Raw genomic sequence first — 18,182 nt, 5'->3', positions numbered from 1 at the left:
AGTGGGTAAAGGAGAGCACACGAGATGTTTTCAAGAGATATCGGAATCGACTTAGGGACGGCGAATGTCGTCATTCATGTAAAAGGTAGAGGCATTGTCCTCGATGAGCCATCGGTCGTCGCGATCGATAAGGCGACAGGCAAGATTCATGCGGTAGGGACAGAAGCACACTTGATGGTGGGCCGGACACCGGGAAACATTGTGGCCATTCGACCGCTTCAAGACGGCGTCATTGCTGATTTCGAAATGACAGAAGCGATGCTACGCCATTTCATCGATAAGATTGAGGTCCGTAAGATGTTCGGTGGAGTCCGCATGTTGATTTGTACACCAGCAAGCATCACAACGGTCGAAGCAAAAGCGATTCGCCAAGCTGGTGAAAAATCAGGCGCGAAGACGGTCTTCCTCGAAGTCGAGCCGAAGGTCGCAGCAGTCGGTGCCGGTATGGACATTTGGATGCCAGCAGGGCACATGGTCATTGATATCGGTGGCGGAACGACGGATGTTGCCGTCCTTTCAATGGGTGATATCGTTTGCGGTGAAACGATCAAAGTCGCAGGTGACCGGTTTGATCACGACATCATCCGCTCGATCAAGGATACGCATAAGTTGATCATCGGGGAACGGACAGCGCAAGCCGTCAAGACGACGGTCGCGACGGTCTCAGAAGACGGACGTCGGGAACAGATGGATATTCGTGGACGCAATCTCGTGACGGGCTTACCGCACAACATCACGGTGACATCAGAAGAGATGCATGAGGCACTTGCAGAAGCAGCAATGGAGATCGTCGAAGCAACGAAGCGTGTGCTCGAGAAGACACCACCAGAGCTTGCAGCGGACATCATCGACCGTGGCATCATCCTGACGGGTGGGGGCGCACTTCTTGACGGAATCGACCAGTTACTTGCAAAAGAACTCGGCCTACCGGTTCTGATTGCAGAAGATCCGATGTTATGTGTCGCACGCGGTACAGGGATCATGCTCGACAATCTTGGGAAGTAAGAGCGTGTCAGCGTAAAAGATATGATTTTTCGTAAAAATTCATTCCTATAACGACCGTCTTGTCCTTCTCGCTTTCCACAGGCGGGAGGTAAGCCGCGACAGCGCGCATTTCATGCGAGTTGTCGCGTCTTACCTATCCCTGACGAAAGTGCTACTTGCACTTTCTTTTCCTGCAGGAGTCGAGAATGGACAAGTTCGTTCGATATGAATCAAACCAATAGGGAGTCCGGTTTCCGAAGTACGTATCGGAAACTGGACTCCCCTTGTTTTAAACATAATGCTTAGTCCATAATGTCATGGTAATAAATGATTATGTGCCTCCTTGTGCTTCATTCGACTCCTACAGGAAAAAATGCAAATTTTTGCGCTGTCAGAGACAAACAAGACCCAGGTTCACTGTTATACGAACAGTGAAGACTGGCTTGTGTCTCGCCTGAGGAAAGCGGATGAAAAGCAAAGGGGCATAAAGATAACTTACTGCGTACTACGCATGAAAGTCTGGTAGGCTTCAAAATCATGATAGACAATGGCACTTGGTGGCAACGAACTTGCCATCGTCTGATTAACGAGCTGATTTAGCTGCGTCCGTGTTTTGCCGTAGAACGTAATGTCTGGTGTTTCCGGAAGCTCCGTGAATTCGATCGCATACGATAAACGATATCCGTTACTCGCTGCATACAGTGCATCCGTCATCGTGATGGCGCCAAGTCCGTTGCCACCACCGTAAACGGTCCGGTAACTCATCAATGTGACTTCGTCAGCGAGATCCATCGTCCATTCGCTGATGGAACGCCCACCTGCATCCTGTACGGTATGGAACCAGAACGGGAGGAACAGCTGAAGCGGTAATCCTTCAGCAGATGCTTTTTCGCGGAAGGCGAGTAAGATGCGTTCGTAGGAGGCGATGACTCCTGGCTGGTCCGTCTCCCATTCCGGTAAGGCGTACGGTTCGAGATCGACACTGATACCGTCCGGATGACTGATCGTCTCCTGCTGATAGGTCGAGATCCAGGCGAGTGGATCTTCAACGTTTGGTCGAGCTGTCGTTCCTTCGTTTGTGATCCAGCGCGGCTGTCCGAATAGAAAGTACACTTCGATGCCGACAGCGTGCGCTTTTTCAACGAATGTTCGGTAGAGAGTACGGTCACCCTCGACAGCGACATGCAGATAGACACGTTTCATCTGTCTGTTTGCCAGCTGATTGATCTTCGTTGAAATGGATTTGACCTCTGGGATGGACCAGATGACCGTGTGACGAGTGACGGAAACGGCAGCTGAACTCTTGAGCGGTAGTCCGAATTGAAGCAACGACAGGCAGACTACGCCAATCAAAAAGCGTTTCATTTCAATTTCACTCCTTCGTGTGGATTACCTTACTATCGGTCGTTGCGCATTCACTTATATGCATCAAAGGTCCTGTTCTACACTTTGACAGTTCAAATCCTAGACATTTCACAATGTGAAGTGTATATTAAAAGTTGTTGTATTGAAACGAGTTGTCAATTAAAAGGAAGTGATGCCACAATGCCATTGTGGAAAAGAAATTTAGTAGTCGTCTGGTTCGGTAGTTTTTTGACCGCTGCCGCCCTCAGTCTTGTATTACCGTTTTTGCCTTTATTCATTGAAGAACTCGGTGTCGACAGCCGACAAGATATTACGACCTGGTCTGGTATCGCCTTTGGTGCAACCTTCCTCGTCGCTGCGATCGTGTCACCCATTTGGGGACGTCTTGCCGATCGAAAAGGGCGTAAGCTCATGCTACTCCGAGCAAGTCTTGGTATGTCGATCGTCATGTTCTTAATCAGTTTCGTTCAAGACGTGTATCAACTCGTATTCCTACGTCTTGTCATGGGAGCCGTCTCCGGATTCATCTCAGCCGGGATTACAATGGTTGCTTCCCAAACCCCAAAAGAGAAAAGTGGCTGGGCGCTCGGCACCCTGTCGACCGGTGGGATTGCCGGTGGATTGCTAGGACCTCTCATTGGAGGATTCCTCGCCGACGTTGTTGGGCTTCGACCCGTTTTTCTCTTTACGAGCGTTCCGCTCTTCATTACCTTCCTCGTGACCTACTTCTTCGTCAAAGAAGAATTCGTCCCACTGGAAGTCAAAAAGATGGCGTCTGCGAAAGAAATCATCCAGTCACTTCGCCATCCGGAACTCATTTTAAGCCTCTTCTTGACGACGTTCCTGATTCAGTTCGCGGCACAATCAATTAGTCCGATTCTGTCGCTGTACGTGCGGGAACTCAGTCCCGGTACCGAACGACTCGCCTTGTTATCTGGAATTGTTGCTTCGGCACCAGGGATTGCGGCACTGATCGCTGCACAACGACTGGGTCGTCTATCCGATAAGATTGGCGCTGAGCGTGTCTTATTCTTTGCGTTACTCGTCTTTGCAGCTTTCTTGATTCCGCAAGCATTCGTCACGGATACAAGTCAATTGATCGTCTTACGGATGGGGATCGGTTTTGCGACAGCAGCACTGCTGCCATCTGTCCAAACCTTGTTACGGAAGAATACGCCAGCGAATGCATCGGGACGGATCTTTGGATATAACCAGTCCGCGCAGTTCATGGGGAACTTCCTCGGACCACTCGCAGGTGGACAGATTGCCGGTCACTTTGGTTTTGAAGCGCTGTTCCTCTTTACTGGCTTGATCGTCATCACGAATGCGGTGCTAGAGCGAACACAAACGGCTGTTTTAAAGAAAAATCCGAATAACTAATGAGAAGCTTCCATTTCCTAGACTGTGTTTGGGGAACGGAAGCTTTTTTTCATAGGATTCACCTTAAGTATCTTTAAATTATTATCTAAAGTATAACAAAATTTGTAAATTTTTAATATACAAGCTATTAAAAAGTGGATTATGGAATTTAGGTAGGTCTTTCGATGCATCTCTGCTGAATATTACCGTTTTGTTCAAAAAAGCTCATAATTCCTCTTCGGTCGACCGATATACTGAAAGGAAAGAATTGAACATGAAGTCAATGAGGAGATGGAACGCATGCTACGAGGAATGTACACGGCGTCGAATGCGATGCAGGCATTACAACGTCAACAGGAAATGCTCAGTAACAACTTGGCGAATGCGCGGACGCCGGGCTTCCGCGCTGATCAAGCGTCACTCCGGACATTTCCAGAGATGCTGATCCAGCAGACAGCAAACAATGAACGGACAGGCGTGCGAGGAGTCGCGACGGTCGGGAAACTCGCGACCGGTGTCTTCATGCAGGCAGCGACCCCGAACTTCACGCAAGGTTCGATCACGGAGACAGGCAATGCGACCGATCTACAAATCAGTTCACTTGAAGGAGCACCGCTGTTCACGATTCGTCACCGGGATCCGTTGACAGAAGAGGAAGAGACGCTTTATACGACGAACGGACAGTTTGCCGTCGGACAAGACGGTCTACTCCGGACGACAGAGAATGATCTCGTTCTTGATACGAACGGGCAACCACTCGACGTCGTCAATGAGGACTTCAAAGTTGACGCGGACGGAGCCGTCACGGATGGAAATGGTCAAGCGATCGGCAATCTCGGTCTCGTCGTAACGGATCAACCGGAGACGCTCGAACGGACAGGAAATGGTCTATTCCGGTCAACCAATCCATTGAATGCCGGAAACGTCCGAGTCGATCAAGGTGTACTCGAACTCGGAAATGTCGAGATTGAACAGACGATGGCGGAGATGAATGCTGGTCTGCGTCAGTTCGAAGCCAATCAAAAAGTCATTCAAGCGTACGACCGGACAGCGGAAAAAGCTGTTTCCGAAATCGGACGCGTTCGCTAATAGGAGGATATGATGCAATCAATCTATACATCCGCAAGTACGATGGGACAATTGCAAAAACAGCTTGATACGACCGGGCAAAACCTTGCCAATGTGGATACGAACGGTTATAAACGGCGGGATGCTCAGTTCAATGAACTGCTCGTCCGTAACATCAATAACCAAGCGACAGGCTTCACACCAGGTCCCTTGACGACGCCAGAGGGTCTTCGACTCGGCGTTGGTGGTTATGTCGCGAACGAAGCGACACGTTTTGGCGTCGGAACATTCCGGACGACGGATCGAAAACTCGATGCGGCACTCGGAAACCCGCACCATTTCTTCGGTGTCATCGATACGGATGGCGTGACGAAGTTTACGCGGGACGGAAACTTCCAGTTGTCGCCGCAAGCGAACGGACAAGTTCTGTTGACGGACGATGCCGGGCGCTCCGTCATCAACCAGGCGAATGATCCAATCGTCTTACCGGCGAACGCGACCGAGATTGAACTGAACAAGGACGGCAACATCACCGGCATCTTAAACGGGGATCGTCGTGTCCTCGCTCGAGTGGGTGTCGCGGACATCCCGAACTACGGAGAGCTGACGGAAGTCGGGGGTGGCTTGTTCACAGCAACCGGACAATACCAGAATGCGACAGGGAATCCGTTGACGGTCGGTCGGCTTGAGACATCGAACGTCGATATGGCGCTTGAGATGACGAACTTGACGCAACTCCAGCGGGCGTATCAGTTTAACTCGAAAGCGTTGATGACGAGTGATCAGATGATGGGGATCGTCACGTCACTGAAATAAAACATCACAAAAGGGTGACGCTTCTCGCAAGAGAGGTATCACCCTTTTCATTATTTTTCCTGTAACGCAAGATAGATCGCAGCCATGTCCGCGTCGCCGTAAGCGGGTTTCGCATTAGTGTAGCTAGCGTCCGTTGCTTGCGCAAGGGGTAGTTCAAGCTTTTGTCGTCTCGCTTCTGCCGTGATGAGTCCAAGATCCTTTGCCATCAGACGGAGCGGGAAAGCAGACGGGAAGTCGTTCTTCCGGTACATGTCACGTTTACCGCTGAAGAGGGGAGTGTTCATCCCGGAAGCACTGATCATCTGGATCAGCTTCTCTTTTTCGAGCCCGGCACCTTCTCCGAGCAGTAATGTCTCCGCGACCCCTTGACCGACGACAGCGAGCAATAAATTGATGGCGAGTTTCGCCGCACTGCCTGAGCCATGTGGTCCAAAATGAATCGTTTCCTTACCAAGTAGGTCAAGATACGGCTGACAAGTCGCGACGACGTTCACGTCACCACCGGCAAGCAGGACGAGCTGACCGTTTTCTGCGACCGGAACGGAGCCCGAGACAGGCGATTCCAGATACGTGCCGTCATTCTTTTCGACGAGACGAGCCATCTCCTTCGTTTCTTCTGGTGAGATTGTACTTAAGTTAACGATTGTCTTACCTGTGAGGTTCTCTTGGATACTTTCGAGAACGGACGCGACGGCAGGTCCGTCCGCTAACATGACGAAGAGAATGTCGCTCTGACGTACCACGTCCTGTATTTCTTTGACAGCTGTTGCTCCTAATTCTGTCAACGGAGCAGTCTTTTCATACGTCCGGTTATAGACGAGCAAATCATGACCGCCATCAATTAAACGTTTTGCCATCGGTACACCCATATGTCCTAAGCCAATCCATCCGAGTTGCATGTCGATTCCTCCTTATCATGATGCGCTTTTGACTATACCCCGCGCTTCGCCAAATCTAACGAAAAAAAGACCGTCCACATGATGTGAACGGTCGCGTGATTAATCTTCATACGTGAGGATGGTCGAGATGACGGCGATCGGGAAACGAATCGTAAAGGTCGATCCGACACCAACGACAGATTCGACATCAATCGTTCCGTTGTGGTGCTTGACGATCTCCTTACAGATCGACAGACCAAGACCGGTTCCGCCAATTTTGCGTGTCTCGGAGTTATCGACACGATAGAACTTATCGAACAATTTTGGAAGGGCATCTTGCGGAATCCCGATGCCTTCATCTTGGATACGGATTTGAGCGAAACCAAGTTCATTTGTAATCCGTATCAAGACTGTACCACCGCTCGGCGAGTACTTGACGGCGTTGCTGAGCAGGTTGTTCAGCAACTGTTTCATCTTTTCCGCATCCCCGTCGATCATGATCGGTCCACGGGCCTCAAAATCAATCGTATGCGTCTCATGCGAGACATCATAGAACTCGATCAAGTCCTGAGCAAGTTCGACGACATCAAACGTCGTCATCTCATACCGGTGTTCACTCGACTCCATGCGCTGGACGTCGAGGAAGTCGTTGACGAGTGTCGTCAGGCGACCAGTCTCGGAGTGGATCGTCTGGAGGTACTTCCGTTGCCGTTCCTCCTCGAACCGTTTGTTGAGCATCAGCTCCGTGAAGCCATAGATCGAAGAGAGCGGTGTCCGTAACTCATGCGAGACGGTCGAGACGAACTCTTCCTTCATCCGCTCGGCTTCCGTTTCTTTCGTCACGTCGCGGAGAACGAGCATCGTACCGACCCACATACCGTCTACCTCGATCTTCTCCGCGTAGATTTGGATGTAAGTACTATGCTTGCGGATCGAGACGATCAAGCTGTCTTTCGGTAAATCGAGTTCGACGATCTGTTCAATGTAACGTTCGAACGCTGCCGGTTCGTCAATGATGTCAGCGAGTGCCTGCATCGCTTGCTCGAAGGCAGAACGTTCTTCGTCTTCGAACGTTGTCGGGACTTCCGGAAACAACGTCATGAGGGGTTCGTTGACGAGCAACTCATCCGTCTCATGTTCGATGTAGACGACAGCTTCCCGAATCGAGTTCAACAGTTGCGTCGTCTTGTTCTTCTCGCGAATCATTTCTTCATAGATCCCCATCCGTAGGAGGGAGAGCGACAATTGATGCGAGAACGACAAGATGTCGCTCATCTGCTCGGTCGTGAAGGCATCACGATAACGAACGAGATAGATGCAGGCGATCATATGCTCTTTTGACGGATCAAGGACCGGAACCGCGACTTCATACATATAGTACGGGTACGGAAGCGGGCTTTCGTGCGCGACCTGTTTCGATGAGTGCACAGGACGCTTCAGAAGACGTGCCCGGTGCAGGAGTGACTGATCATCAGAGACGAGACGACCGACCATCTCTTCTGTCATCCCGTAATCGATCGTCGAGCGGACTTCCTGTTGATCGAGGAACAAGAGGGCACCGATTTCAGAATGCGTGATCGAGACGAGTTTCTCGATGATTTCCGGATAAGCCGTCAACGTCTCACGAGAAGCAAGCGTCTCAGTCAGTTCGTTACGATACTTGAGATGTTGTTCACTCCGAAGCGTGATATCAAGTGCTTCCTCGAGTTCTTCCTGTTGCGCTTGCAATTCTTCTTGCTGCGCGACGAGTTCTTCCTGTTGCGCTTGGAGTTCTTCGTTCTTCGCGAGCATATGGACTTTATTGTCCGCGATCGAAGCCGCCATCTGATTGAACGATGCCGTTAGCGTATGCAGTTCATCCTTGCGTTTCGGTAACGGAATTGCTTGGATGTCTTCCCCTGATGTAAGTAGAGCACTGTCGTGGGATAGCGTATTGACCTGTTTCGTGACGCGGCTGATGAATGGGCGAACGAGAGATAAGAGGACGAGAATCAAGACGACGAGATTCGACAGCCAGATGAACTGCGCGACACGCATCTCACTTAAAAGATCGTTTTTCGCGTCCACTTCCTTCTTTTCGATCAACGTCAGATAATCTGAAAGCAACGTATCAATCCGTGTCATGTCGACGTCTGCTTCTGATAAGCTGACCGACCCGCGTAACGTCCCATTTTTGGTGAACAAGTCTTTCCCGTTGGAAAGAGCAGCGAGCGTGTCAGGAGTCACAAAGTCTTCATTGATCTTCCCGTCCTTTTTTCCTTCGACGTATTCGTTGAGAAGTGGAAGAGATGTGCCGAAATAATCGTCATAAATGCGACGAGTCGCTGTCGCATATTCTTTCCCTTGCTCATAAATTGCATACTTTTCGAACCACGTCGTCAGACGATTGATTTCCTGCTGATTCGTCTTCACCTGATCAAGTGTTTCCTGTGAACCAGTCAATAAGTAGGATTTAACGTTACTTTGCGCGACGGTCCATTCGTTAGCGAGTGCATTCGCATTCGTCCGCCGTTCACGTAAATCATCAAATGTTGCATTGGCTTGATCGATCTTCTGTTCCGTATAGAAATAGACGATCGCAGACGTGATGCTAAGCGCGACGAACACCATATAGAAGGCGAACATCAATTGACGACCGATGGTACGATTAATCCATTTCACTGGGGTATCCTCCGTATTCTGTTTTACATGTATGAAAAAGATTGCTTAAATGCCGAATATATTCATCTTACGTAGTTTTAAAGGTCTCGGCAAATTTGAATCTGCAAAAACCACTAAAACAAATATATCATATATTTGTTAATTGATATTAAATGATACATTTTTTAAGAATAAGGATTAAGAAGCAATGTTTTAAGGAAAAACCATAGAAGATATTGAACTTCATCATTTTAAGTAGGGAAGTGGTTAGATGCAAAAAATGTTTGAAAACAAATGGTACCGATTCGCATGGTGGGTCATGACATTGCTCATCATCGTCTGGATTGGTGATCATGTTACGTTCTTGTTCCGACCGATCGCAATTCTGCTTCAAATGGTCGTACCACCCCTTGCAATCGCTGGGATTCTCTACTATGTCCTGTTGCCAATCGTCGAGTTGCTCGAGAAAAAGATGAAGCGGCGACCTGCTGTCTTAATCGTGCTCGTCGGTTTAATCGGTATTTTAACGACACTCGGCTTCATCTTTGGTCCGATGTTGTCGGAGCAGGTCACGCAGTTCGTCAATTCGATACCGACGCTCGCGACACAGTTCCAGCGCCAATTGATTGACGTCCGGGATCAACTCGAAAACAGTGCAGCCTTTTCACGCTTCCTATCAGGACCAGATAACTTGTTCAATAAGTTCTCAGGGAACATCTCGGAATATGCATCGACGTTCCTGAAGAACATCGGTACAGGTGTCGGTGGGTTCGTCAGTGTCCTGACGACAGCGGTCGTGACGATCATCATCATTCCGATCATGTTGACCTATATGCTGCTTGACGGCGATAAGCTTAAAGGCAATCTCGTTAAGCTGATGCCGTATGAGTACCATAAGGAAACGCAAAAAATCCTCGGGGACGTCCACGTGACGATCATGAGCTACATCCGCGGGCAAGTCATCGTCAGTATTGGTGTCGGGATCATCGCCTATATCGGATATCTCATCATCGGAATCGATTATGCGTTGTTACTCGCCTTGTTTGCGACACTGACGAATATCATTCCGTTTCTCGGTCCGGTTCTCGGTGTCATTCCGGCATTGATCGTTGGGTTCATCCAGGATCCGATCCTTGCGATTTATGCGATCATCGTCATGACGGTCGCGCAACAGATTGATTCGCACATCATGTCACCACTTGTACAAGGGAAGACACTCGATGTCCACCCGTTGACAATCATCATCGTCTTGCTTGTCGCGGGGAACATCGCCGGTTTCTTCGGAGTCTTGCTAGGTGTACCGTTCTACGCTGTCATGAAGGTCGTCATTCTAAACATCCGTCGTCTCTATCACCTCCGATCGCAGAAGAAGATGGTCATCACGGAGGAAGAAAAGACGTTCGATACGATCATCACCGAGCGCGATTGAGTTTTGAAATTCATGTAAAAGTGCGTCATACTGAAAAGGTAGCTAAGAGAAGGGGGCAAGAATCAGATGGATTCACGTCATACCGAAGAACAAGCCGATCTACTGGCGTTGCAAAAATTTCAACACAACTTCGAAAACAGTCTCAAGTCGAGTATCATTTATCTCTTGCGTGATGGAGCGTTGACGATCGGGGAACTCGAGCAACGGATTGATCAGTCACACGGACAAATCCTCGAGCAACTGCAGGAGCTGATTGAAGACGGACTCGTCATCCAGCAGATGTCTGAGAAAGTGCACGGACTGGCCTATTATTTGACGGCACCAGCAGAAGACCTCGTTCGACAATTCACGGAATCGATCCGGTGGAGTAAACAGCACATCCGATATTAAACAGCAGGATTCTAGACCTCTGAGCAGCTGCTCAGAGGTCTTTTTTTGCGTTTTTTGAAGCGATCCTCCTAAAAAAATGGCATGCGCAGGAAAGAACCGGGTCAAAACAAGGCGATGCATGTCTTCTTCAATGCTTCTGAACGAGTGAACGAACTTGAAGTGTAGTAGATAAAAGTAAAGCAGGAACCAAATCATCCGTTGGTTCCTGCTCTGCTATCATTTTTGGACGGCGCTGAACGCATCCTCTGATTCGATTCCGGCTTTACTGACTGCCGTGATGACGAAACGACCTGTTGCATCTTTAGGGAGCGGGAATGCTTTACGCTCGATTGATTCCGTTGTACCGAGTTTTTTGCGTTTTCCGTCCTTCTCTTGATAGATGTTGTATTTGACGACATCCTCATCTGTTGAGGCATACCAGTTGATGAATCCACCACTGACACGGATGTTCGTCGCTGGTTTTGGTGGTGTCTTGACGGGATCTGATGCCTTTTCGTCTAATTCCGTGAAAACGACGAGGCGGTTATCATACGTTCCTTGGTTCTGATCGTATGTTCCGATACACGTGATTAAGTTCAAGTTCCGCGTATCAGCTGGACCAAAGATTTTCTTCAGTGGTGCTTTTAAGTGATCGTACTGGATGAGCTCTTTGACACGAAAGACGAGCTTACGCCCGGAAGCGTCCGTCACTTCGACCGGATCGCCCCTTTTTAGTTCATGCAGTTTATAGAAGATGGCAGGACCGGTCTTCGTATCGGTATGTCCGTCAATGACGGCGTTCCCGACATCACCCGGACGCGGACCGAACTTATACCAACCGGCTTGTTGTTCGTTTTTAGGTGTCGCCATCGCGCCATCTTGATCGAGTCCGACTTGTTCGACCTTCGTCTTGATGTCATGTTTCGGAATGAAGAGTTGTTTTGGGAGCTCGACCTCTGTCGTCGAGAGATCCTTGAACTCCTTCTTAAAGATTTCTGACGGCTTGAGCGGATCTTCCTTCGTCTCGGAAGAGGCCGCGGATTCTGTTTTAGGATCACCTTGCGTGATGTTCGACGTGTCCGGCTTTGATTGACCGAACAAAAGGAACAGCAATGTTCCGACTGATGCGACCATCAAAAGAATGCTCGCCGGTAATAACCAACGTTTCATGTGCGCGTAGCTCCTTTCCGAGAGAAGGGGTTCCCTCTATGTAAAAAACAGGATAGCGGATCGCTATCCTGTTATGGAGTATACCCAATTTCTTAGGCGTTTTGACGTTTACGTGCGAGGACAAGACCAACTGCTCCAAGTGCAAGACCGAATACTGCGATCGCACCAGTTGTTGCAGCTGTGTTGTTGCTATCGCTCATACCACCGTTACCTGTGTTCGGCATTGATCCTGGAGTACCATCCATGAACTTCTCTGGTGATTGTTTGACGATGGCATCACCGAGGTTAGCTCCTACGCCGTACATGTAAGCGTAAGACTCACGGAATGTGTCGACAGAACCTTTGTAGTCGCCTTCAACATACTGCATGAATGTATCTTGGACGTACGTCTCGTGACCGGATACGGCTTCTTGTGCTGCTTTTGTTGGAAGGTTTTCTTCTGTAGCTGCACCAAGGAATGCACCGAAGTCGTTCGAGAACATTTTGAGCATGTCTTGCGCGTCACCCATCAATTTCTTATCATCATTGACGGCTGCTGTGACAAGGTTCGCTTGTGCTTCGATGTGGTTTTTCGTCCAAACTTGTTCGAATTGATCTGCACCGGCTTGACCATAGATTGATTTAATGGCTGCTTTGAAGTCAGCTGTGTGCATATCTTCAGCCCAGTTTGCTGCATCGTAGTCTTTTGCTTTATCCACACCAGCTGTCATGCTGAGGTTTGCAAGTGCGACGTGTTCAGCGGCGAGACTGTTGAGTGTTGAACGAAGATCTGCTGCTTTTGAGTCAGCTTTCGTGTTGTCGAATTTCTCAGGCATCTGTGTTGTGATCGCAACAGAGAGTGCTTTTGAGATGTCATACATACGGCTGTATCCTTCGCGGAACGTGTTGTACGATCCTTCGTAGTCACCAGCTGCGTATTGTTGGAAAGTCTTGTAGACGTCTGCTTCGTGCGCACGGAGAACTTCTTCAGCTGCTGCTTTCGGGAGTTTACCTTCCGTTGCTGTATCGAGGAAGCTTGAGAGATCTTGTACGAACTCTTCTGTTTCTTTCTTCGAAGCGTTGATACCGTCTTGGTCGTCCGCTTTTACGGCTTTGACGAGGTCTGTCGTATATTTGTTGTGAGCAACGAAGATTTTCTCGAATTGTTTCGCGCCTTCGTCACCGTAGACAGAAGCGATTGCTGGTGTCATGTCGAGTGCGTTTTGTTTAAGTGCTGCTTCGTAGTACTGTGCGTCTTTTGAACCGTCATATTGTTTCTTCATGTCCATGACGGCAAGAACGAAGTGCTCAGAGAGTAATTGATCGAGTGTGGCACGAAGGTCAGCGGCTTTCGTTTTGACCGTGACGTTTTTCGGTGCATCTTGTTTCATGTCTTCTCCGCCACCGGAAGCGAATGCTGCCGTTCCTGGTAGTACGAGTGCTGCTGCCATTGCTGATGCTGCGAATTTTTTCGTGTGTTTCATCTGAAATCATTCCTCTCATTTTTTGGTTTATTTGGTAGGTGTTTCTTGCCTGTTCTGAATAGCTTACGCATCACTGGTCGATTTGGATTGCATAAAGTTTTATTTTTTCAAAAGACTGTCGAAGTGATGTTTCATGCCATCCGGTGGACCGTTGTTGCGTCGTTCTGGAAAGCTTACGCCGAGCAGTTCATTTTGGATTTAAAAAAATCGCAAAAAACCGCAGATCGTGGGAAACTGTTTTTCTGCTTCCTTATATACATAAACTAAAATTTTTTAGAGAAATTGCCTGTCTGGTCGTGTTACACTAATTGCGGAACACGTTTTGTAGCGAATTTGGAACTATTTAATACCAGGTACTAATATGCTATACTGTTCTCAGACTGAATCAATGAAAGGTGATCAAGATGGTACAAAACCAAACAGGCACGGATCAGCCAACGCGTGAACGCCTGAAGAAGCAACAGCCTTCGAACCAGGAAACCGGCAATCCAGAGCACAAATCAGAGCGACGTTTTCGTGCGTACTCGACACGCCGAGTTCCGATCATCGTACGCGTACTGATCGTTCTCGTTCTCATCGTCGTAGCACTGATCGTCGGTGCAATGGTGGGTTATGCGACGTTTGGTGGTGGCGAGGCAATGGATGTGTTAAAGCTCGACACATGGACCCGCATCACCGATTTTTGGATGAAATCTTAATTTTAATCAGTGATGGGAGCTGTCGAATATGTATACAATCGAACAAATCAAGGAAGTCATTCCGCACCGGTATCCGTTTTTACTCGTTGACCGCATTTTAGAAGTCGAAGAGGGAAAACGTGCCGTTGGAATCAAGAACGTGACGGCGAATGAAGAATTCTTCAATGGCCATTTCCCAGAATACAATGTCATGCCTGGCGTCTTGATCGTCGAAGCACTCGCACAAGTTGGTGCCTTCGCTGTGCTGAAGATGGAAGAAAACCAAGGGAAGCTTGCCTTCTTCGCAGGAATTGAAGGATGTCGCTTCAAACGTCAAGTCGTTCCCGGGGATCAGCTCCGCCTCGAAGTCGAATTGACGAAGGTCCGTGGACCAATCGGTAAAGGTCGTGCCACAGCCACAGTCGATGGGGAAGTCGCCTGTGTCGCTGAACTGACGTTTGCTATGAAGTGAAGCCAACATGAAACGCTGGCTGATCCCTCTTGCGATTTCCTTACTTGTCATTCCGGGTTGTCAGCGCGCGGAACAAGCGAAGACCGCTTCCCCGACGGTCATCGTAGATCCCGTTAAGCGTGCGGGGCAGACCGAGAACATTTCCGCACAGGTCACGCTGACGGAAAATGACCGGATGCGTCTCGTCATCCGGACAGCAAATGACATTCGGCTCGATGACCAACAGGTCGATATCCGCCTCGATGTCGCCAATCAATCGATTCCGTTTCCGTTCGTCTCCTTCCAAGCAAAGAAGATGGGGGAAATCCGGACCTATACGTCCGATACGACGATTGAAAAAGAAGTCTTCGATGACCAGCGTCTTCCGGTCCTCATCATTGATGCAGGAGCAGGGCGTGGGATCGAGATTCCGCTTGAGATCGTTAAATAAGACAACAGGGTGAGCATTTTGCTCCAAATGCTGTCTTATTTTTGTTTTGTTTCAAGTCATCAGGGTAATCAAAACCTATACAAAGGAGGAATCAATATGGATCACGCAGTACAGCAACGACTGACGGATTGTATTCTCGCCTGTAATCATTGTTTTGATGCCTGCCTGAACGAGGAACATGTCGGACATATGTCAGATTGTATTCGACTCGACCGCGATTGTGCCGATATCTGTAGCTTATTGCTGCAAGCGATCGCTCGAAACAGCGCAAATGTCGCGGTCCTTGCAAAGGCATGCCAAGAAATCTGTGAAGCATGTGCGACTGAATGTAGCAAACACGATCATGACCACTGCCAAGCTTGTGCGCAAGCATGTACGGAATGTGCAGAAGCGTGTCGCCAGCTTATCTAATACCTTGTCCTTGGACGAGGTTTTTATTATAAAAAAATAGCAGGAATTCAAGATTTCTTCTGGTTATTTTTGGCGGATTTGTTTACTATTTAGGGAGGTAATATTAAATCACGATAGGAGCATACATACACTTATGAAAAAACTTAGCTTACTTTTGATGGCACTCGTCGTTGCATTTGGTCTGAAGTTACCGGTCTATGCGGAAACAGTCGAGTGGGACGTCACAGGAACGGGCACAGGTCCGTATACGTTGACGTTTGAAGGCACAGGCATCGTCGATATCACGTCTGAGACGGCACTTGTCTTTGAAGACGGTGTAACAGGGGAAGATGTCAACATCGAAGAGACACCGGTTGTGACGTTTACGGCAGAGACGGCACCTGTCGTCAAGGTCGTCTCAGCAGATGGACAGCGGACGGTTCTCGTCCAGTTCGGTAAAGTCGTTACACCAGATGAACCGACGACAGACGAACCGACGACAGAGACACCAAAGACGGATGAGCCAGTCACAGAAGATCCAGCGACAGACGAACCCGTCAAGGAAGAACCAACACCGGAAGAGCCCGTGAAAGAAGAACCGGTCAAGGAAGAGCCGACATCGGAAGAACCAACGACCGAAAAACCGGAGACAGGTGATGACGCGACACCGACACCAGTCGAAACACCGACGACGGCAACGATCGAAGGAACGATCTGGTTCGATGAGAACGAGGACGGGATTCGTCAAGAGAAGGAAACACGTCTCGATGATATCCTCGTCTCTTTGATGAATCGGAACGAAGATGTCATCGATGAAGCCTACACGAAGAACGGCGCATACAGCTTCAAGAATTTGAAGCCAGGAACATATGAAGTGGAAGTCGACGGATATGATATGGGTTACTACTTCTATTCCGAGCAAAACGTCGGTGACGACCGGACGATCGATTCCGATGTCGACGAAGACATGGGAACGAAGAAAGTCCGTCTTGTTGCAGGACAAACGGAAGTGATTGATGCAGGAATCTACGGCGACGAAGAGCTCGATGGTATGTTCGAGCATTGGTTAGCCGTCGTCAACTTCTTTGATGCGAACGGCAACCAAAAGCCAGATTATGACGAAGGAACAGTTCCTGCGACATATACGGTGACGGATGCGATCACAGGAAAAGACGTCTATCAAGAGAAGATTTCGAAAGATGACTTAATGATGATCCAGCTCGATCCAGGAACATACACAGTCAAGACGGAAGTCGCAGAAGGCTACACGGTCAAAGCGATGCACCATCTTGACATGGATGACTTAATGATGGATATGGACGAAGAAATGTATGAAGATTATGAGTCATTCGCTCAGCAAGCAAAAGCGATGAAATTGATGGCGAACGATGAAGAAGCCTTGACACCAGAAGAACAAGAAATGGTGGATGAGTTGTTGAAGTACTTTGAGCGGAAATCACCGGAAGCGGGTGTGACGATCGAAGAAGGTAGCTTCGGTACGATCTTGCTCGCAGAAATTGCGAAAGTAGAACCGGTCGCGAAGCCAACACCAAAACCAACACCAAAACCAACACCAACGTCAACAAAAACGCCAGTCAAAGCAGTCGATGCTGCGACAAAACAGTCGACGACAACAGCAACGGGAACATTACCACAAGCTGGGGAAGACAAGCCATTCCCATATGCAGCAACAGGAGCAGGTCTTGCTGTCGTGGGTCTTTGGTTACTCGTACGTCGTGGAGCATAATCATTACGGAGGGACCTTCTATAGGAAGGTCTCTTTTTTTGGTGTGTGTATCCTTTGACACACACGCACACATGTGTGTATAGTGAAGGTACTACTAGAAGAAAAGAGGGATGACGATGTTAACGACAAAACAGATTAGTGAATTGTTGCGCGTCTCAGAAGAAACGGTCCGTCGCTGGATCCGGACAGGTGAATTACATGCCGAACAGGACGGAAAAGGGTATCTCGTCGATGAGTTAGCGCTGAAACGTCTCGTTGACCAGAAGTCACAAATTCCGGGCACAGCGATGAATAAGATTCTCCCGCTCATCCAAGACATGTTCGGACCGGAAGCAGCACAGTTTGCGAAATCGAACCTGTTCGACCCGCTCCGTCAATCGATGGAACAGGCACCACCGAAACCGGAAGCGTCGACAGAGTCACTCGCGGAAGAACTCGATCGCCTGAAACGGAAAAAACGTCGTCTTGAACTGGAACATGAACTGAAGTTACTAGAGATTGAAGAAAAAATTGCGGCGGTTGAACGGAAAGTTCAATCGTAAAGACAAAAAGCGATGTTCCCGATATAGGAGACATCGCTTTTTTCGTTTCGCTACAAGAAAAACCCACTTCACGAGGCGGAAGGGGTTTTGTCGTTTGCTTGTTTCTTTTTACGTTGCCAGTACCAGTAGGCAAGTCCCAGTCCAATCGGGATTGCAGCCAGATACGGATTGGCTTCGATGAAGCCGATCATCTCAAAGAGCGCGAACCATCCACTGAGTAAACCGAGGATGAGTAAAATCGTCCGTAGTGCTTCGGGAAGCTTGCGGATCCGATACGCAATGAGACAGACGAGGCAAAAGATAATGATAGCCACGAGCATTCCTCCCATTCCCGTAATCCAGTATAGCGTATTCGGAAAGCTTTTTCGATGCACAAATCTTCT

The 18,182-nt window shown here is 48.8% G+C and carries 18 protein-coding genes; 12 read left to right on the top strand and 6 right to left on the bottom strand.

The genetic code is table 11. The features are described 5' to 3' along the window. Positions 1-24 precede the first annotated feature (24 nt). Positions 25-1,005, top strand: a complete 981-nt coding sequence (gene mreB / locus ACN9MT_RS13860; RefSeq protein ID WP_035410615.1) for a rod shape-determining protein MreB — start codon at positions 25-27, stop codon at positions 1,003-1,005. 474 nt (positions 1,006-1,479) lie between these two features. Here mreB and ACN9MT_RS13855 read toward each other — a convergent pair whose 3' ends face one another. Beyond that, positions 1,480-2,349 (bottom strand): hypothetical protein, encoded by an 870-nt coding sequence (locus ACN9MT_RS13855; RefSeq protein WP_426272438.1) that lies wholly within the window; start codon positions 2,347-2,349, stop codon positions 1,480-1,482. A gap of 180 nt (positions 2,350-2,529) precedes the next feature. Here ACN9MT_RS13855 and ACN9MT_RS13850 point away from each other — a divergent pair, with 180 nt between their 5' ends. From ACN9MT_RS13850 to ACN9MT_RS13840, 3 genes are all read left to right on the top strand, one after another. Then, a complete protein-coding gene (locus ACN9MT_RS13850; RefSeq protein ID WP_368914422.1) occupies positions 2,530-3,729 on the top strand; it encodes a multidrug efflux MFS transporter in 1,200 nt (399 codons plus the stop codon). Positions 3,730-4,008: 279 nt separating this feature from the next. Beyond that, positions 4,009-4,797 carry a flagellar hook-basal body protein gene (locus tag ACN9MT_RS13845; RefSeq protein WP_035410606.1) on the top strand — a complete coding sequence of 263 codons (789 nt, stop codon included), beginning with the start codon at positions 4,009-4,011 and terminating at the stop codon, positions 4,795-4,797. Between the two features lie 12 nt (positions 4,798-4,809). Beyond that, positions 4,810-5,592, top strand: coding sequence for a flagellar hook-basal body protein (locus ACN9MT_RS13840; RefSeq protein ID WP_035410604.1), 783 nt, complete (start codon positions 4,810-4,812; stop codon positions 5,590-5,592). Positions 5,593-5,642: 50 nt separating this feature from the next. Here ACN9MT_RS13840 and ACN9MT_RS13835 read toward each other — a convergent pair whose 3' ends face one another. Next, positions 5,643-6,491, bottom strand: a complete 849-nt coding sequence (locus ACN9MT_RS13835) for an NAD(P)-dependent oxidoreductase (RefSeq protein WP_426272437.1) — start codon at positions 6,489-6,491, stop codon at positions 5,643-5,645. 99 nt (positions 6,492-6,590) lie between these two features. Then, a complete protein-coding gene (locus ACN9MT_RS13830; RefSeq protein WP_426272436.1) occupies positions 6,591-9,131 on the bottom strand; it encodes an ATP-binding protein in 2,541 nt (846 codons plus the stop codon). A 250-nt stretch (positions 9,132-9,381) separates the two neighbouring features. Here ACN9MT_RS13830 and ACN9MT_RS13825 point away from each other — a divergent pair, with 250 nt between their 5' ends. Continuing rightward, positions 9,382-10,539, top strand: a complete 1,158-nt coding sequence (locus ACN9MT_RS13825) for an AI-2E family transporter (protein WP_426272435.1) — start codon at positions 9,382-9,384, stop codon at positions 10,537-10,539. 66 nt (positions 10,540-10,605) lie between these two features. Further along, a complete protein-coding gene (locus ACN9MT_RS13820; protein WP_035410591.1) occupies positions 10,606-10,929 on the top strand; it encodes a winged helix-turn-helix transcriptional regulator in 324 nt (107 codons plus the stop codon). 216 nt (positions 10,930-11,145) lie between these two features. Here ACN9MT_RS13820 and ACN9MT_RS13815 read toward each other — a convergent pair whose 3' ends face one another. Both ACN9MT_RS13815 and ACN9MT_RS13810 read right to left on the bottom strand, forming a co-directional pair. Further along, positions 11,146-12,078: a sortase domain-bontaining protein gene (locus ACN9MT_RS13815; RefSeq protein ID WP_426272434.1), complete on the bottom strand. Its 933-nt coding sequence runs from the start codon at positions 12,076-12,078 to the stop codon at positions 11,146-11,148. A 92-nt stretch (positions 12,079-12,170) separates the two neighbouring features. Next, positions 12,171-13,541: a copper amine oxidase gene (locus ACN9MT_RS13810; protein ID WP_290784065.1), complete on the bottom strand. Its 1,371-nt coding sequence runs from the start codon at positions 13,539-13,541 to the stop codon at positions 12,171-12,173. Positions 13,542-13,945: 404 nt separating this feature from the next. Between ACN9MT_RS13810 and ACN9MT_RS13805 the strand changes: the two genes are divergently transcribed. The 6 genes from ACN9MT_RS13805 to ACN9MT_RS13780 all read left to right on the top strand — a co-directional run bounded on the left by ACN9MT_RS13805 (position 13,946) and on the right by ACN9MT_RS13780 (position 17,799). Continuing rightward, positions 13,946-14,239: a DNA-directed RNA polymerase subunit beta gene (locus ACN9MT_RS13805; RefSeq protein WP_329469306.1), complete on the top strand. Its 294-nt coding sequence runs from the start codon at positions 13,946-13,948 to the stop codon at positions 14,237-14,239. A 28-nt stretch (positions 14,240-14,267) separates the two neighbouring features. Continuing rightward, the gene (gene fabZ, locus ACN9MT_RS13800; protein WP_029342716.1) at positions 14,268-14,690 is read left to right on the top strand and encodes a 3-hydroxyacyl-ACP dehydratase FabZ; all 423 of its coding nucleotides are present in this window, start codon (positions 14,268-14,270) and stop codon (positions 14,688-14,690) included. A 7-nt stretch (positions 14,691-14,697) separates the two neighbouring features. Beyond that, complete coding sequence (locus tag ACN9MT_RS13795; protein WP_035410579.1) at positions 14,698-15,120, top strand: hypothetical protein; 423 nt, start codon at positions 14,698-14,700, stop codon at positions 15,118-15,120. Between the two features lie 96 nt (positions 15,121-15,216). Then, positions 15,217-15,531 (top strand): four-helix bundle copper-binding protein, encoded by a 315-nt coding sequence (locus ACN9MT_RS13790; RefSeq protein WP_290775128.1) that lies wholly within the window; start codon positions 15,217-15,219, stop codon positions 15,529-15,531. A gap of 133 nt (positions 15,532-15,664) precedes the next feature. After that, on the top strand, positions 15,665-17,257 hold the full coding sequence (locus ACN9MT_RS13785; protein ID WP_426272433.1) for an SdrD B-like domain-containing protein: 1,593 nt from the start codon (positions 15,665-15,667) through the stop codon (positions 17,255-17,257). 116 nt (positions 17,258-17,373) lie between these two features. After that, positions 17,374-17,799 carry a helix-turn-helix domain-containing protein gene (locus tag ACN9MT_RS13780; RefSeq protein WP_035410570.1) on the top strand — a complete coding sequence of 142 codons (426 nt, stop codon included), beginning with the start codon at positions 17,374-17,376 and terminating at the stop codon, positions 17,797-17,799. A 68-nt stretch (positions 17,800-17,867) separates the two neighbouring features. Here the strand turns inward: ACN9MT_RS13780 and ACN9MT_RS13775 are convergent, their stop codons facing one another. Next, positions 17,868-18,119 carry a hypothetical protein gene (locus tag ACN9MT_RS13775; protein WP_235514041.1) on the bottom strand — a complete coding sequence of 84 codons (252 nt, stop codon included), beginning with the start codon at positions 18,117-18,119 and terminating at the stop codon, positions 17,868-17,870. Positions 18,120-18,182 lie beyond the last annotated feature (63 nt).

It is taken from the genome of Exiguobacterium sp. R-17, assembly GCF_049913315.1.
Classification (GTDB): domain Bacteria; phylum Bacillota; class Bacilli; order Exiguobacteriales; family Exiguobacteriaceae; genus Exiguobacterium_A.
This window is presented reverse-complemented; position numbering and strand designations above follow the sequence as displayed.

Excerpts from the sequence above, each read along its gene's own strand:
- ACN9MT_RS13850 (WP_368914422.1), top strand. The coding sequence starts at position 2,530 with ATGCCATTGTGGAAAAGAAATTTAGTAGTCGTCTGGTTCGGTAGTTTT.
- mreB (WP_035410615.1), top strand. The coding sequence starts at position 25 with ATGTTTTCAAGAGATATCGGAATCGACTTAGGGACGGCGAATGTCGTC.
- ACN9MT_RS13815 (WP_426272434.1), bottom strand. The coding sequence starts at position 12,078 with ATGAAACGTTGGTTATTACCGGCGAGCATTCTTTTGATGGTCGCATCA.
- ACN9MT_RS13820 (WP_035410591.1), top strand. The coding sequence starts at position 10,606 with ATGGATTCACGTCATACCGAAGAACAAGCCGATCTACTGGCGTTGCAA.
- ACN9MT_RS13785 (WP_426272433.1), top strand. The coding sequence starts at position 15,665 with ATGAAAAAACTTAGCTTACTTTTGATGGCACTCGTCGTTGCATTTGGT.
- ACN9MT_RS13810 (WP_290784065.1), bottom strand. The coding sequence starts at position 13,541 with ATGAAACACACGAAAAAATTCGCAGCATCAGCAATGGCAGCAGCACTC.
- ACN9MT_RS13780 (WP_035410570.1), top strand. The coding sequence starts at position 17,374 with ATGTTAACGACAAAACAGATTAGTGAATTGTTGCGCGTCTCAGAAGAA.
- ACN9MT_RS13790 (WP_290775128.1), top strand. The coding sequence starts at position 15,217 with ATGGATCACGCAGTACAGCAACGACTGACGGATTGTATTCTCGCCTGT.
- ACN9MT_RS13840 (WP_035410604.1), top strand. The coding sequence starts at position 4,810 with ATGCAATCAATCTATACATCCGCAAGTACGATGGGACAATTGCAAAAA.
- ACN9MT_RS13825 (WP_426272435.1), top strand. The coding sequence starts at position 9,382 with ATGCAAAAAATGTTTGAAAACAAATGGTACCGATTCGCATGGTGGGTC.
- ACN9MT_RS13805 (WP_329469306.1), top strand. The coding sequence starts at position 13,946 with ATGGTACAAAACCAAACAGGCACGGATCAGCCAACGCGTGAACGCCTG.
- ACN9MT_RS13855 (WP_426272438.1), bottom strand. The coding sequence starts at position 2,349 with ATGAAACGCTTTTTGATTGGCGTAGTCTGCCTGTCGTTGCTTCAATTC.
- ACN9MT_RS13845 (WP_035410606.1), top strand. The coding sequence starts at position 4,009 with ATGCTACGAGGAATGTACACGGCGTCGAATGCGATGCAGGCATTACAA.
- ACN9MT_RS13835 (WP_426272437.1), bottom strand. The coding sequence starts at position 6,491 with ATGCAACTCGGATGGATTGGCTTAGGACATATGGGTGTACCGATGGCA.
- ACN9MT_RS13795 (WP_035410579.1), top strand. The coding sequence starts at position 14,698 with ATGAAACGCTGGCTGATCCCTCTTGCGATTTCCTTACTTGTCATTCCG.
- ACN9MT_RS13775 (WP_235514041.1), bottom strand. The coding sequence starts at position 18,119 with ATGCTCGTGGCTATCATTATCTTTTGCCTCGTCTGTCTCATTGCGTAT.
- fabZ (WP_029342716.1), top strand. The coding sequence starts at position 14,268 with ATGTATACAATCGAACAAATCAAGGAAGTCATTCCGCACCGGTATCCG.